Here is a 15289-nt window from a genome sequence, read left to right as displayed (position 1 = left end):
AAAACGAAGTGAAACTCAGGGGAAAATAAAATTCTTTCTTGTTACTCAATCCCCAGTGTTTACTGTACAAAAGAAAGAATGAGCATGTATGCAGCTACACCAATGACAAAAAGGCGGTTCATTCCATGACAGAGTATAAAAATGTACTAGGCACGCCACTACAAACCTGCAGCCTCGACCCACTTGCCGGGTATACGCGGGAGGGAAGCTGCAAAGTCACAGAAGATGATATGGGCGTACATGGTGTGTGTGCTGTTGTTACCGAAGAATTTCTCGAATTCTCAAAAATGATGGGCAATGATCTCTCGACGCCAATGCCCCTTTACAATTTTCCCGGCTTGCAGCCGGGAGATAGATGGTGTCTCTGCGCGGCTCGCTGGAAGGAAGCGCTGGATAATGATGTGGCCCCGCCAGTGGACCTGATGGCCACCCATGAGGCTGTCTTATCGTATACAACCTTTGCAGAGCTGCTGCTGCATTCAATCGGTAGCGAGCAATAATTGGCGAACAGGCAAACATTACAATTCGATCTACCTAACAAACGCAAACACACAATACATTGGCAGGCCTGAAGGGCTGCTCACCATCTATTGATGCGCATCGTCTTGATATTTTTCTTGTTTGCAGTCCGGCAATAGCCCAGGAGATGACAATGGCACCAACTGCAGCCCATACCCAAAAAGAGAGATTTGTGGAAAGAGCCAGGGCTGGTTTACGATCACTCTATGTCGGCGATTCTTTAGCTATGCCGGTTCACTGGTACTACAATCCAATGGACATTCTCGAAGCTTTTCCAGGCGGGATTCAGAAATTTGAGGATGCTCCGGAAAATCATCCGTCTTCGATCATGTCGCTTCATTCCACAGCAAAAGGCGGCCGAGGGAAACAGGCCTGCGCCGGAGGCAGAGAAATTGTGGGAGAGGTAATTCTCAAAGGAAAAAGAGCTGCCTGGGGTCTTCCCAATCAGCACTACCACCAGGGCATGAAGGCGGGAGAAAACACCCTCAACGCTCATTGCGCACGGCTGGTTACACGGGCCATGATAGCAGGAGGTGGCCGTTATAATAAAGAGCGTTTTCTCAAGGATTATATCCATTTCATGACCGCCGATATCCCACGGCATCCGGATACATATGCAGAATCATACCACAGGGGATTTTTCGCCAACCTCGAAAGCGGCAGTTCTCCGGAGCAATGCGGAGCAGTGACACATGACACCCCTTCAGTGGGAGGATTGGTGATGTTGGCTCCCATTGCCATTGGATCGTTTGTACATGGGAATTCGCTCCAGTCTGTACAGGGTATCTGCAGAGATCACCTTTTTCTGACCCATCCGGATACCTTTCTTGCCAAGGTTAGCGATGCATTTGTCAAACTTGTAAGCGATTTACTTTTTCGAGAAAATGATGTAGAGGCACGGCAACATATTGCTGCAGCAGCCCAGCACTCTATTGGGATTAACGTGAGTAGCCTTGCGGCAAAGACACGTACAGACAATGAGGTGGTTGGCCGTCGGTATTCCACCGCGTGCTATATCACCGACTCCTGGCCAAGTATTCTGTACCTGGCGTATAAATACGTCAATGACCCAAAAGCCGGCCTGCTGGCCAATACCAACCTGGGAGGTGACAATGTGCACCGTGGAGCGATTTTGGGAGTTATCCTCGGTCTTGCCACCAGTCGGACAGTGGATGCGTTTTTCAATTCCTTAACAGATCGACAGGCGATTGATCAAGAGATAGTGGCATTGCTTGGCTCCCTGCAACAAAACGGCAAGTAAACCTGCACACATGCCGCTGATTATCTCACTGCGAAAAATTGACACGCACGACCAAGAAGAAAAACAACGAATTCATCTTGCTGCGATTAAATAATCAGAGCCAAGCGAGCACCAATCCCCCTTTACCCCACATTCCTCATGAGCATTTTGCTTATTTTTCGAAAAAACTAGTGATTTCAGATTGATGCTAACAAATCCAATCCAATGTAAAATTAACAAAATGCTCACCAAAGGGAGTCCATAAAGGACCTATCCCGAATTTCTCATGAACATTGTGCCAACCTGTCAAATTACAAACAATTTTTATATGTTATACAAACTAAGATGCAGTTGAAAGTTTTTCACAATGTTCACCAAAGGTCAGTCCATCCAGCACCATTTTCTTCAGTATTTTGGCAATGAATATAGGCGACTATCGGAGTCTACGCTTACCTATTCATTACCAAAAACTTTGAACCTGGCACTGCCTGAACTGATGAGAAATCCAGGTTATAACTGGAGGCTGGATCCGACTGAATCTGCAAACAGATTTGACGTTTCGCGGATGGTAGAACAAAGAATTGCGGCAATTTTTCGAATAAGTTTTACTCCGCATCGTGGAGACTGGTCGACAAGGGTGTCAAAGCTTTGCCTTGAAAGTATAAAGAGAGTGGAGGGCTCAGTTGCCATCGCTGTTGCAGATCGTGTTTCATAGTCGATAAGAGCCATTTCCCCCAGTGTTGCACCATTCGTTAATGACGCTATCGCGACAGGGATATCGTTTTCGGAACGTTTTGAAATCTCAATTCGCCCCTCAATAACAATTGCAAAAAAATCACCTTCATCGCCCTCATCGAAAAGCACTTCATTTTCATCTAAAGAGTGAATCTTTGCATGTTTGACCAAAATGTCGATTTCATCATCCGACAGATCCGTAAAAAGCTCTAGCTGTCGAATATTCTGTCGTAGTACCGAAGATATTGTGTCATGCTGTGCCGTCACCTGAGCACCTCCTCTGAGTTAGCTGTAGGTCGAATTTCCTTGGTTATACTTAAGGGCTATTGCCTGAACACCTGCCGTTTTTTGTTCGTCTTCTACAAGCATATGGTAGTTTTGTTCCTCTTGTCAAATTTGTATTGCTACCGTGTCTTCCCCTTAGCTAAAATTTCTCAAGGGTACCGGCCTCGTTATTTGTAGATTCTTTTGTCCTTTCTCTTTTCCTGTGAATTACGTTAGCATTGGTGCTCCACATTTAAAGCTCACACCTTCCTTGGTTACCAATCCACGTAGCTACTCTTTGGCCCTGCAACAGGTAGCGTCCATAAAGATTGACCTTGCCGGGTTCGTTTCTGCTGGTACAATGTTTTATCAACACCAAAATCACTACAGCCCCCGACTTATAGCTACTGCTCGTCTTTTTAAAAAGGTCTACCCAAAGCTTACCTTCCACTGGTTTCCATGCATCTGCCCGACTTACCCATCCACACCGTTATCCCAGAGCTGAAGAAAGCGCTCCGCTATGGTTCAGCTGTCTTAGCGGCACCACCAGGCTCGGGCAAGACCACCATTGTCCCTCTTACCCTGCTTAACGCCCCCTGGTTGAAGGATAAAAAAATACTTATTCTAGAGCCAAGACGGCTGGCAACCCGTGCTGCAGCAGCCAGAATGGCCACCCTCTTGGGAGAACAGGTGAGCCGGACTGTTGGCTACCAGATCCGTTTTGACCGACGAGTATCGCAGGCTACCCGGATTGAAGTTGTCACCGAGGGGATTCTGACCAGACGCATCCAGGAGGATAATGAGCTGCAAGACATAGGGCTTATCATTTTTGACGAGTTCCACGAACGCTCCATTCATGCTGACTTGGCCCTGGCTCTTTGCCTCGATTTATGTCAGCTTCGCGAGGATCTGCGGATCCTGGTCATGTCGGCGACCCTGGACACCGCCCCCATTGCCGAGTTGCTGGGTAACGTTCCGGTTATACAAGGAGAAGGCAGAACCCACCCTGTGAATATTGACTATCTGCCGCAGCAGCCCACCGGCAGGATAGCCGACACAGCAGCTGCAGGTATTCGGCGGGTCTTCAACCGGCATCCAGGCGATATCCTCGCCTTTTTGCCTGGTGCAGGAGAAATTAATGACGTTGCCGGGCAACTCAAGGACACCCCCGGATTTGACAACGAAATTATTGCACCGCTGTATGGCAACCTTTCTCAAAAAGAACAGGACCAGGCTATCATTCCCGATCCCAACGGGCGTCGACGTATCATTCTCTCTACCTCTATTGCTGAAACCAGCCTTACCATTGAAGGTATCAGTTGGGTGATCGACAGCGGTTGGTCACGAAAGCCGCAATTCCATCCAGGCAGCGGACTTTCACGCCTGAAAACTGTTCGCGTTTCCAAAGCCGTAGCGGAACAACGTGCCGGCAGGGCCGGACGACTGGGGCCGGGCAACTGTCTGCGACTCTGGACCCAGCAAGAACACTACAGTCTGGCACCGTTTCACCCGCCTGAGATAGTGGACACGGACCTGGCACAACTGGTGCTTGAGCTGGCCCTCTGGGGAGTCACTGATCCAGCCGAGTTACGCTGGCTGACCCCTCCTCGCCAAGGTGCATACCAGCAGGCAAAAGAACTGCTCTTTTCGCTGGAGGCCTTAACCACATCCGGCAGAATTACCTCGATCGGCAAAAAACTGGCCGGACTTGCTATGCATCCCAGACTCGGCTACATGCTACTGAAAGGACAAGAAAAAGGCCTGGCAGCACTGGCCTGTGACCTGGCTGCGCTTCTTTCAGAGCGTGACATTGTAAGCAACAAGGTTGATACCCCAACCACTGATCTGCAAAGCAGGCTGCAGTTGCTTTCACTGTGGCGTCGGAAAGAAACGGCTGCAGTAAAAAACAAAGGGGGCAATCCGGGAGCATGCAGCCGGGTTGACCGAAATGCGCGTACCTGGATGCAGCGACTGCAAGAGAGTAGGAAACCCTGCGACACCGATTTGGCAGGCATCTTGCTGAGTTTTGCCTATCCTGATCGCGTTGGCCGCCGTCGCCATGATAAGCACGAAAATTACCTCATGGCGTCAGGGCGAGGAGCGATACTCCCTCAGTTTGACCCGCTAACGAGTAGTGAATACATTGTCACCCCGCATCTGGATGCCGGCAGCAAACAGGGAAGAATTTTTCTTGCAGCCTCATTGTCACTTGCTGAACTGCGCAAACAGCATAGCAACCTGTTCAGCAAAACAACCGGTGTATATTGGGATGATGACACAGCAAAAGTGATTGCCGTTGATCGTTTATGCCTGGGTGCCATTGTAGTGGAAGAAAAATCAGCAAAAAAAGTTTCCCCGGATCAAATCTCCCTCGCTCTTTTAAGTGGCATTAAAAGCATGGGTATAGGCTGCCTTCCCTGGAACAGAGAGTCTCGCCAACTGCAGGCCAGGATAAACTGTCTTCGCTCATGGCAACCCAACGGCCCTTGGCCCGACCTCAGCAACAAACACCTGCTTGATGACCTTTCATGGCTTACGCCCTACCTTACGGGTATCAGCAAAGCAAAACAACTCAAGCAACTGAACCTGCAGGAAATCTTTATGAACATGCTGGGATGGGAAAATCAGCAGCATTTAAAACGTCTTGCCCCAAGCACCCTTACGGTGGCAAGTGGCTCCAGGATACGGCTCACCTATCAACCTGACGAATCACCGCTGCTTGCGGTTCGCATTCAAGAGGTGTTTGGCATGCAGCAAACCCCGGTTATATGCGACGGCACAATCCCTGTCCTTGTTCACCTTCTTTCTCCGGCTCAACGCCCGATCCAGGTGACAACCGACCTGGCCGGATTTTGGCAACGAACCTACCCGGAAGTAAAAAAAGAGCTCAAAGGGAGGTATCCTAAGCATTTCTGGCCGGACGATCCCTTGACAGCCATCGCCACCAGAAGAACGAAAAAAAACATAAAACAACCCAAAAACCTATGAGAAAAATTGCTTTCGGCTATTCAACCCGCTGTAACATCCGCTGCTCGCACTGCGTTGCAGCAGGAGAGACTCCAAGCTCGACCAAAATGGAGCTGAACCAGGCTAAAAAAATTATCCGCGAAATGGCGATGGCTCAGGTCAAGGGAATCAGTTTTACCGCAGGAGAGCCTTTTATTTACTTTCAAGAACTCCTGGAACTGATCGACCTTTGTTCTGAAAACAACATTTACACCCGGGTGGTAACCAACAGTTCCTGGGCCCAAACCCCTGAGCAGGCGGGTGAGAAGATGCACCTGCTTAAACAATGCGGCCTTTGCCAGCTGCGACTGAGCTACAGCAGATGGCACCAGCAACACGTACCCAAACAGCAGATCCTGAACGCGGCAAAAGCTTGCCGGGAAGCAGGGATTGATTCTTTCATCTCTTTTGTTACCGATTTTTCAGAGCTGGACGATCCTTTTGAACAGTACCTGCGGGACCACAACCTTAAATTTTTTCCAGAACCGGTTATCTACGCGGGACGTGCTGAGGATTTTAGCCGGAAGCCTCTTTTTACGGATTACCAGGCAAATTGCTGTCAAATGAACCCTTACCTTGCCCCTGATCTAACGATGTATGCCTGTTGTGATGCAGGCAGCCATTTCAGCACTACCAATTTTTTCAAACTCGGCAGCCTTAAAGATTGGTCCGTGGAGCAGCTGCTCACCAAGAGTGAAACCAATGCTTTGTATAACTGTATCCGCACCATGGGTATTACCACCATCGCCTCATATGCCGGGATGAAATCAAGAGATATTGTGACGTATCGTAAATGCAGCTTATGCAAAAAATTATTCAACGACCGGCAAACCCTGGCCAGCTTGCAAAAGGCTGCCGTAAACGACCTTCTGCAATGGAACAGATAAGGTGGCAGAGCGTGTCCACCACCCTGCGTATTTAACCAGCAGAAAAACGGAATAAAATAAAGAGACCTCAACTACTTCGCATTTTATAACCTCGTAAGCACCTCACCACTGGGCACACCCATGACCCGGCGCTATAGCCCCAAAACCAAACCTGTAAGCTAAAAACGCGAACCATCACCGCAGACCAAAAGCACGAAAGCAGGACGCACCCACCAAGAAAGTCCAACAAAATGGACAGTCCGCCAAAACGACCACCCCAGTCTCCTGACTTGCATTTTTCTAAAAAGAACTCCCCTTCTCGCAAACTACAACAGAGCAAACAAAAAGCCCCACCACCAGAACACCCTGTAACCAACACCTACAAACAACAAGACACCGTCAGAAAAAACACCCCCCTGTCTGCTTCAGCCTTCGCTATCAAAAAAATTTATGCTTGACACAAACTGACATTATAGAGTTAATTCCTGGATTCATTCTGACACGTGTCGGAACGCCTCATCTATTTTTTCCACTTTTCCACTTTCTAAAAGGGTCGCTCACCGCGCGACAAACCATGCAGTGCTCTATATCACTTGCAATGGAAACAATATCGAGGCAGCCAGGGAAACAGGGGACGCTTTTCGTTCTTCCACATACAAAAAGTTGCAACATTAACCACCATCACCGGGGAATCAGCATGGCATTCTGGCGAGAGCCTCTCGACGCTCAAGAAATCCAGGTAACAAAAGGGATTGTCTATATCATTGAAGACAGGTGCAAGGGATGTGGGTATTGCATTGAGTTCTGCCCCAAAGAAATTCTGGCTTTTGCCGACAAGTTCAACAATAAAGGGTACCACCCTCCCTTTGCCGTTAGACCCGACGACTGTGTCAACTGCCATTATTGCGAAATAATCTGCCCGGAGTTTGCCATTTACTCTGCAGAAGATCCTCAGTCATCGACTACGACACCCCCTGTAAACCCTTTTTAACATCCAGTAATCCCAGGGACTGATTATGAAACCAGCAGTACTGACAGGTGAACATTATATAACAGGTGACGTTGCCTGCGCCGAAGGCGCTATTGCCGCAGGATGCAAATTTTTCGGAGCCTATCCCATCACTCCTGCAACCGAGGTAGCTGAGCATATGGCAGAACGCCTGCCTGACGTTAATGGCACCTTCATCCAGATGGAGGATGAAATCGCTGCCATTGCCTCCATCCTCGGCGCAGCATGGACAGGCACAAAAAGCATGACCGCCACATCAGGACCTGGATTCAGCCTGATGATGGAAAACCTCGGCCTTGGGGTCTGCACGGAAACGCCATGCGTTATCATCAACGTACAACGTACCGGGCCATCAACCGGGCTCCCTACCCTTACCGGACAGGGAGACATGATGCAGGCCAGGTGGGGATCCCACGGAGACTACGAAATTATCGCTTTAGCCCCCGCATCTCCCCAGGACTGCTTTTATCACACCATTCTTGCCTTTAACCTGAGTGAGAAGTACCGGGTTCCGGTGTTGGTGATGGCCGACGAAATTGTTGGTCACATGAGTGAAAAGGTGATCATTCCAGACGCTTCTAAAATCAAACTGATTGACCGCCCCAAGCCCAGAGGCAGAAAGGACCGATTTAAACTGTACGAACCCGGCCCAAACGGTGTAGCCCCTATGCCGGCCATTGGGGATGGATACAACGTGCATGTAACCGGCCTGACCCACGACGAACGCGGCTACCCTGCCATGAGCGTTGAGGCTCAGGAACAAATGATGACCAACCTCAAAGGGAAAATTCGCAATAACCTCGATGATATTATTGAAACCGAAGAGTACAAGATGGACGATGCCGACATTGTTATTGTCTCTTATGGCATTTCAGTTCGTACAGGTCTGACGGCAGTCGACGAGGCAAGAAAACTTGGATACAAGGCAGGCCTGCTGAGACTGGTGACGGTCTGGCCCTTTCCGGAACAGATGATAAAAGACATTGCCGAGCGCGTGCGGGGCCTTATCACGGTTGAAATCAACCTGGGCCAGGTTCATTACGAGGTTGAAAGGTGCGCAGGCGGCAAAGCTCCAGCCTATCTTGTCGGCAGTGCAGGCGGTAAAATAATCCACCCGGACAAGGTTATCGAACTGATCAAGGAGACATTCTGAGCAATGACAAAAAATCCTAAAAAATACAACAAGCAACCTGTCCACCCCCTTGACGATCTTATTCGTACCGACCGAATCCCGCATATATGGTGCTCGGGGTGCGGCATCGGCACGGTGTTTTCTTCCTGCTTAAAAGCTATCAAAGCTACCGAGATTCCTTACAACCGGTTCACGATGGTCTCCGGAATCGGCTGCTCAGCCAGGGGGGCCGGCTATGTTAACCTTGACTCCTTTCATACCACCCATGGCAGGGCCATTCCCTTTGCCAGCGGGATCAAGATGGCCAACCCGGACCTGAAGGTTATTGTCTTCAGCGGCGACGGCGACCTGTTTGCCATTGGCGGCAACCATTTTATCCATGCAGCCAGGCGCAACATGGATATCACCGTTGTCTGTGTTAACAATCTCACCTATGGGATGACCGGCGGCCAGGTAGCAGCCACCACCCCCAACAACGCAAACACCACAACAACTCCATTCGGCAATCCGGATTCACCTTTCAACCTGCCGTTGATGGCCTATGCTTCCGGTGCCTCCTATGTTGCCAGGTGGACTATTCTCCACACCAGGGACCTAACCGACTCCATCAACGAAGCCATCAATAAAAAGGGTTTTTCATTTATCGAGGTACTCTCCCCCTGTCCGATCAATTATGGACGAAGGAACAAGGAAAAGCCGCTCGATACCCTGAAACTCTACCAGGACAACACCATTATCAAAAATGGCGCTGATCCGGTAACGGCTGATATCGATTTTAACCGTGGAGTTATCTTGGGCAAATTTGTTGATACAGAGCGAAACACCTGTGACGACATGTACGCCTCGACCTGTCATCGTCCCTGTTCCGACGACTAAGCCTCCTCTCACCAATACGCCTGTTGACAAAGTAATATGACTGACAAGGAAAAAAACACCATTGCGCAAACGGAAATCATTGTCACTGGATTTGGCGGTCAAGGCATAATCCTTGCCGGAAAAATCCTGGGCATGGCGGCCTCTCTTGGCGACCATAAGGAAAGCACACTGGTGCAGGCCTATGGTCCTGAATCCAGGGGTGGCGCTTGTAACGCACAGGTAATCATCTCCAACACTCCCATCCATTACCCCTATGTGCAATACCCTGATATCCTGATTGCCATGTCCCAGGCCGGTTATGATAAATTCGCCGGCCAGATAACTGAAGACAGCATTCTGCTCATCGACCAGGATCTGGTACCTACCGTTGATGCGCCCTGCCCGGCCTATGCAATCTCCTCTACACGGATGGCGGAAAAACTGGGAAACAAAATGATGGCTAATATCATCATGGTTGGTTTTACAACCGCCATTACCCAGCTTGTCTCCACCAGTTCTGCCGAGGACATGATTGCCAAATCCGTCCCCAAAGGCACAGAACAAAAAAACATTGCAGCCTTCACCAAAGGCTATGATTACGGCCTCTCCACCCTTAAGGGCCGAGAAAGGAAAGCCGCCGGTCAGACAGGAGCCATTGTATAATGAAACGAGAAAAAGAACGTTTACAAAGAGTTATCGTTATCGGAGCCACCCCGGAAGGCATTGCAGCTACCAACAAACTTGGCGAGCTTGGCGTACCCGTCACCCTGATCGAGTCGGAACCGGATATGGACTACAAGCTGAATGCCGACAAGTTCCGACTCCGTTCCGGCCTGAGCTTTAACTATGCATACCGACCTGGACTGATCAGGATCATGCGCAACAGCGCCATCCGTAGCATCCTGCCCGCCAGAATCAATTCCATTAAACACACCGCTCAGGGATTCAGTGTCCGGGTTGCACAAGAACAGACCTTTGTTGATCCTGAAAAATGTACTCTTTGCGGCAAGTGTGCCGCAACATGTCCGGTGACCACTTGTGAAGGCTCCAGCCCCATCACCTTTCACTCTCGGGTGGCACTTCCAGGGCGCCCCTTTATCGATAAAAGACAGCAGCCACTATGCCAGGCAAACTGCCCGTTGGGAGTCAATGCCCAGGGGTATGTTGCCCTGGCGGCTCAAGGGAGATACCAGGAGGCGCTGGATCTGATCCGTGAGCAAAACGTGCTGCCGGGAATATGTGGCCGTATCTGCACCCATCCATGCGAAGATGCCTGCCGAAGAGGCGAGGTTGACGAGGCCGTATCCATACGGGCTATCAAACGCTTTGTTGCCGATTACATAGAGGGTGATACGACAAGAACCGAGCCAACCGACCGTCTACTCGCCCCCAAAAAGCGCAATGAAAAAATAGCTATTATCGGTTCAGGGCCTGCCGGCCTGGCTGCAGCCGCAGAGCTTGCAGGGTTAGGTTACCCGGTGACCATATTTGAAAAAGAAACAGCCATCGGTGGAATGCTCCGCTACGGCATAGGTACCCACCGGTTGCCGGAAGCAATTCTCAACCGCGAGCTGGAACACATTAAACGCCTTGGCGTACACTTTGTAACAGACCACACGATAACCCTGGAAGACGACCTTCCCCCCCCTCCGGAAGGAGCACCAGGCAGTCATCGTAAGTACTGGTACCTGGTATGACCGCAAGCTCGGTGTCCCCGGCGAAGACCTCTCTGGTATCGAAGGATGCATCGCCTTTCTGGGAAGCCGGAAGCTGCAGCACATGAAAACACTCAACGAAAAGGTGGCTGTCATCGGTGACGGCAACTCTGCCTTTGACCTGGCCCGGACTCTGATCAGATTGGGGGCTGCGGTAACACTTGTCTCCTGGTTTGGAAAAAATCAGATACCTGCTGACGCAGATGAAATCCGGGAGGGTATTGAAGAGGGAATAACCATTGTTGACCAAACCCAGGTCATAGGGTTTATGGGCGAAAACAACCACTTTACTGCACTTGAGTGCAAAAAGACAAAACCAGGACAACCTGACGCCAACGGTATTGCCTGGCCGGCCATTGATGATAACCACGCTCCTTTTACCCTCGAATTCGATCGTGCCTTTGTGGCCGTAGGGCAGGTCGGTGGTTTTGCCTTGCAAGATGACACCCTTCCGTTCGAAGTCACGGAACGTGGTTTTATCGCCACCGATGCGGCACAAAGGACATCAACAGACGGATTGTATGCAGCAGGAGACGCAGTTTCCGGGCCATCATCGGTTGTCCACGCCATGGCCTCAGGTAAGCGTGCAGCTGCTGCAATCCATACAGACCTCAGCGGAGAGGCACTTGTCCAGCCTCTTACCCGTCCTGAGCAAAAGGATTTCACAGCCATTCCACCAGATATCGCCTGGCAAAAACGACCGGAAATGGCTGAAAAAGAAGCTGAAGCAAGGAAAAAGGATTTCACCGAGGTAGCACTTGGCCTTTCCAAGCAACAGGCCCAGGCTGAAGCACAAAGATGTCTCCAATGCGGCGCCTGTTCGGAATGCTTCCAGTGCATAGAGGCTTGCGGCGCCCTCAAGGCCATCGACCACCTGCAGCAGGAGCAGGAAATCAAGGAGCAGGGAGGCGTACTTATTGTTGCCGACCCAACCATGACCACCAATATCAAGGGGGAGGATGTCATCCGGGCATACGGCCCCAAGGCTGCTCGAGCCGATGTTGACGATATGACCGTGCGTGGTTTTGCCGCAGCGGGCAAAGCAATGCTTCTTCTCAGTGACACAGCCGGAAAAAAGACCAAGGGACACGGCCTGGCCTTCGCCGTACCTGATGCCGGCCTCTCTCCCGAATCGCGCATCGGTGTTTTTGTCTGCCGCTGCAACGACTCCCTCGGCTGGATGGAAGGGATGACTACGTATCTCCAGGAACAGAAGGCAATGGACCCTGCAATCGTTCACATGGAGGAATTGACCTCTGCCTGCGTCAGTGAAGGAATCGATACCATCATAAAAACTACCCGGGAAAAGGGCTTGACCAGGATTGTGCTCGGTTCCTGTGTCTGCTGTCCGCTCAACTTTGTGTGCAGCTCATGTACAGATCAACGCAGCCGTCTCAAAGACAAACTTTTCCATGCTACGGGTATCAGTAGATCCATGGTGGAAACGTCCAACCTGCGCGGTGAGATATTACGCTTGGTCAAAAGCAATCCTGAGCTCGCCATGCAACGGTTCCAGGGGTTACTTCACAGGTCAATAGAACGGGCAAAAATACTCAAACCACTGCCCGCAGTAGACCGCAACTATAATTTTACGGCCGCTGTCATCGGCAATTCCGAGGCAACACGCACCAGTGCCGTTCACCTTGCCGATACCGGGCACGACGTCTTTCGCTTTGGCACCAGAGAGCAGCCTCTCACCGAACCTACACCCAATGAAAACATCCACAGTTTCACCGGCTGGGATGTAAAGGCGCTCAGCGGCACCATCGGTGACTTCCAAATCCTGATTGAATCCGATCAGGAACGACAGGTGATCAGGGCCGGAACGGTTATCCTTGGCGACAAGGCACGACGGACCCTTCCCTATACCCATCAGGAAGGCCTCCCCATCTGCCACATAGAACCACTCCTCCAGCAAAAAGGAGTCGCCGGCATTCCTTTTGCCTATCCGTGCGCCACTTCGGTTCCAGGTCTCTTTCTTGCCGAACCGCCTGGTATCAATGTTTCCAAGCTGAAAAAAGGCGCTGCTGCAGCGATAATGGCTGCATCTGCTCTGCCGAGAGGCCCACGGCAAAGCAAAGGGTTTACTGTGGTTGTCAATCAGAAACTCTGCCGGGGATGCGGTCGCTGCTCAAGCGTATGCCCATACCATGCCGTCACCTTTCAGCGAAACCAAAGCGGAGGGTGGCAGGCCACGGTGGACGAAGCCATCTGCAAGGGCTGTGGTAACTGTATATCCGTCTGCCCGACCGGAGCTGCCGACAGCCCCTATCGTAACCGAGAATACCTTGAGCAAACCCTTGAAGAAATATTAAGCAATCAGGACATTCATGACTATGCACAATAAAGAGTCCTCACCTATTAAAATCATCTTATTCCTCTGCAACTGGGGAGCCCATGCAGCCTACCAGACCCTGCAGGATGAACAGCGCCCTATCCCGGATGAAGTGCACATGGTTCGCATTCCCTGTACCGGCAGGATCGACCGCGCTCTGTTGCTCAAGGCATTTTCCATGGGCGGAGATGGAGTAGCCCTGGTCGGCTGCGATCCGGGTACCTGCAGGTATGGCACAGGCACCGCAACAGCGCAGCGTAACACCAAAGATACAGGAATGATTCTTGACCTTCTGGGTCTTGGTAGCGACAGGCTGCGCTTTGCCTCTTTCTTGCCGGATGAATCAGAAAAACTGCTGCTCTTTCTTGAAACCTTTCTCCACGATCTGCAGCAACGCGGGAAAACAAGTATTCAACCCGCTGTCGGAGCACAACCGGTTACCAACATTCCCATGAATGCAGGCCCCGAGCTGCAGCAACTCATTGCCGCCCATGACATTTACGCTTGCCAGGATTGCGGTAAATGCTCTTCTGCCTGTCCTTTGGCGCTGATCGGTAAACCCTTTTCAGCACGCGGCATAGCCACTGCAGCCATTGCCGGTAATCTGAACGATGAGAGCGTGAAGGAAAATGTCTGGTCCTGCCTGACTTGCGGATTATGTTACGAGCGCTGTCCGTCGGCTGTCAATTTTCCCAAATTTATTAAAGAGCTGCGCCATCTTTACAAACAAAATAACAAACTCGGTGACGAAACCCACGGTGGTTTTCTGCACGCGCTGATGCGCTCCATGGCTTCACCCGAACTGACTCCCAACCGGTGGCAGGACATCCCACAAGAGCTGCAGGTCGACCAGAAAAGCAACATCCTCTTTTATGGAGGTTGCGCACCTTATTACGACATTTTTTTTAACAAGCACCTGGATGTACACACAGAAAAAATCCTGTTCGATGCCATCAGGCTGCTCAACTTCTTTGATGTCCACCCTCGACTACTCAAAGATGAACGCTGCTGCGGCCACGATCTCCTCTGGTCCGGCGACAAGGAATGTTTTCTTCAAATTGCTCGTCTGAATGCCGACCGGCTGAACAGCCTTGGCATTGACACCATGATCACTTCCTGTCCGGAATGTTACATGACCTTTAACACGACCTATCCGGCACACGGTTTGGCACTGAACTTCGAGGTCATCCACCTGTATGAATTCCTCGAAAAAGAGATTGACCGGTCTGCAGTCAGCTTCAAGCCCTTGGCCAAAAACATAACCTTCCAAGACTCCTGTCGCCTTACTCGCCTTGAGGACAAACCGGAATTGCCGCGCCAACTGCTGGACCGGCTCAGTCCAGAGTCGTTTCAAGAAATGCAGGAATCCGGCAGAGCGGCTGTGTGTTGTGGAAATAGTGCCTGGACAGGGTGTGATAGCTACAGCAAGGCAATGCAGGTTAAACGCCTGGAACAAGCTCAAGATACAGGAGCAGACCTGCTCGTCACAGCCTGCCCCAAGTGCCAGATCCATCTCAAGTGTGCCATGGAAGATCCATTACGGCTTAACAAACTATCCATCGACATGCAGGATCTCACCAGTGTGATTGCGCAAAGCATCAGCTGGAAATAAT

12 protein-coding genes are annotated in these 15289 nt (G+C 50.7%); 11 read left to right on the top strand and 1 reads right to left on the bottom strand.

Features of this window, described 5'->3' with window-relative positions:
* Positions 1 to 125: 125 nt before the first annotated feature.
* Both ACHZCY_RS17015 and ACHZCY_RS17010 read left to right on the top strand, forming a co-directional pair.
* A complete protein-coding gene (locus tag ACHZCY_RS17015; RefSeq protein ID WP_205222661.1) occupies positions 126 to 500 on the top strand; it encodes a DUF2237 family protein in 375 nt (124 codons plus the stop codon).
* A 152-nt stretch (positions 501 to 652) separates the two neighbouring features.
* The gene (locus ACHZCY_RS17010) at positions 653 to 1780 is read left to right on the top strand and encodes an ADP-ribosylglycohydrolase family protein (RefSeq protein ID WP_319549756.1); all 1128 of its coding nucleotides are present in this window, start codon (positions 653 to 655) and stop codon (positions 1778 to 1780) included.
* Between the two features lie 489 nt (positions 1781 to 2269).
* On the opposite strand, the gene ACHZCY_RS17005 is transcribed toward ACHZCY_RS17010, so the two are convergent.
* Positions 2270 to 2761, bottom strand: coding sequence for a cyclic nucleotide-binding domain-containing protein (locus ACHZCY_RS17005; protein WP_319549755.1), 492 nt, complete (start codon positions 2759 to 2761; stop codon positions 2270 to 2272).
* A gap of 456 nt (positions 2762 to 3217) precedes the next feature.
* Here ACHZCY_RS17005 and hrpB point away from each other — a divergent pair, with 456 nt between their 5' ends.
* The 9 genes from hrpB to ACHZCY_RS16960 all read left to right on the top strand — a co-directional run bounded on the left by hrpB (position 3218) and on the right by ACHZCY_RS16960 (position 15288).
* Positions 3218 to 5746, top strand: a complete 2529-nt coding sequence (gene hrpB / locus ACHZCY_RS17000; RefSeq protein ID WP_319549754.1) for an ATP-dependent helicase HrpB — start codon at positions 3218 to 3220, stop codon at positions 5744 to 5746.
* Positions 5743 to 6651, top strand: a complete 909-nt coding sequence (locus tag ACHZCY_RS16995; RefSeq protein WP_319549753.1) for a radical SAM protein — start codon at positions 5743 to 5745, stop codon at positions 6649 to 6651. The genes hrpB and ACHZCY_RS16995 overlap by 4 nt, the downstream gene beginning before the upstream one ends.
* 676 nt (positions 6652 to 7327) lie before the next feature.
* Positions 7328 to 7621: a 4Fe-4S dicluster domain-containing protein gene (locus ACHZCY_RS16990; RefSeq protein WP_205222656.1), complete on the top strand. Its 294-nt coding sequence runs from the start codon at positions 7328 to 7330 to the stop codon at positions 7619 to 7621.
* A gap of 25 nt (positions 7622 to 7646) precedes the next feature.
* Positions 7647 to 8792 carry a 2-oxoacid:acceptor oxidoreductase subunit alpha gene (locus ACHZCY_RS16985; protein ID WP_205222655.1) on the top strand — a complete coding sequence of 382 codons (1146 nt, stop codon included), beginning with the start codon at positions 7647 to 7649 and terminating at the stop codon, positions 8790 to 8792.
* A gap of 3 nt (positions 8793 to 8795) precedes the next feature.
* Positions 8796 to 9647, top strand: a complete 852-nt coding sequence (locus ACHZCY_RS16980; RefSeq protein ID WP_205222654.1) for a thiamine pyrophosphate-dependent enzyme — start codon at positions 8796 to 8798, stop codon at positions 9645 to 9647.
* 36 nt (positions 9648 to 9683) lie between these two features.
* The gene (locus tag ACHZCY_RS16975; protein WP_205222653.1) at positions 9684 to 10289 is read left to right on the top strand and encodes a 2-oxoacid:acceptor oxidoreductase family protein; all 606 of its coding nucleotides are present in this window, start codon (positions 9684 to 9686) and stop codon (positions 10287 to 10289) included.
* Positions 10289 to 11323 (top strand): FAD-dependent oxidoreductase, encoded by a 1035-nt coding sequence (locus ACHZCY_RS16970; RefSeq protein ID WP_319549752.1) that lies wholly within the window; start codon positions 10289 to 10291, stop codon positions 11321 to 11323. Before ACHZCY_RS16975 ends, ACHZCY_RS16970 begins: the two co-directional genes overlap by 1 nt.
* Positions 11298 to 13688: an FAD-dependent oxidoreductase gene (locus tag ACHZCY_RS16965; protein WP_319550230.1), complete on the top strand. Its 2391-nt coding sequence runs from the start codon at positions 11298 to 11300 to the stop codon at positions 13686 to 13688. Before ACHZCY_RS16970 ends, ACHZCY_RS16965 begins: the two co-directional genes overlap by 26 nt.
* Positions 13672 to 15288, top strand: coding sequence for a hydrogenase iron-sulfur subunit (locus tag ACHZCY_RS16960; protein ID WP_232371036.1), 1617 nt, complete (start codon positions 13672 to 13674; stop codon positions 15286 to 15288). The genes ACHZCY_RS16965 and ACHZCY_RS16960 overlap by 17 nt, the downstream gene beginning before the upstream one ends.
* Position 15289 lies beyond the last annotated feature (1 nt).

The organism is Desulfogranum marinum (assembly GCF_963675105.2).
GTDB classification, from domain to species: domain Bacteria; phylum Desulfobacterota; class Desulfobulbia; order Desulfobulbales; family Desulfobulbaceae; genus Desulfogranum; species Desulfogranum marinum.
Note: the sequence above shows the minus strand (reverse complement) of the source record. Positions and strands in the feature narration are given on the sequence as shown.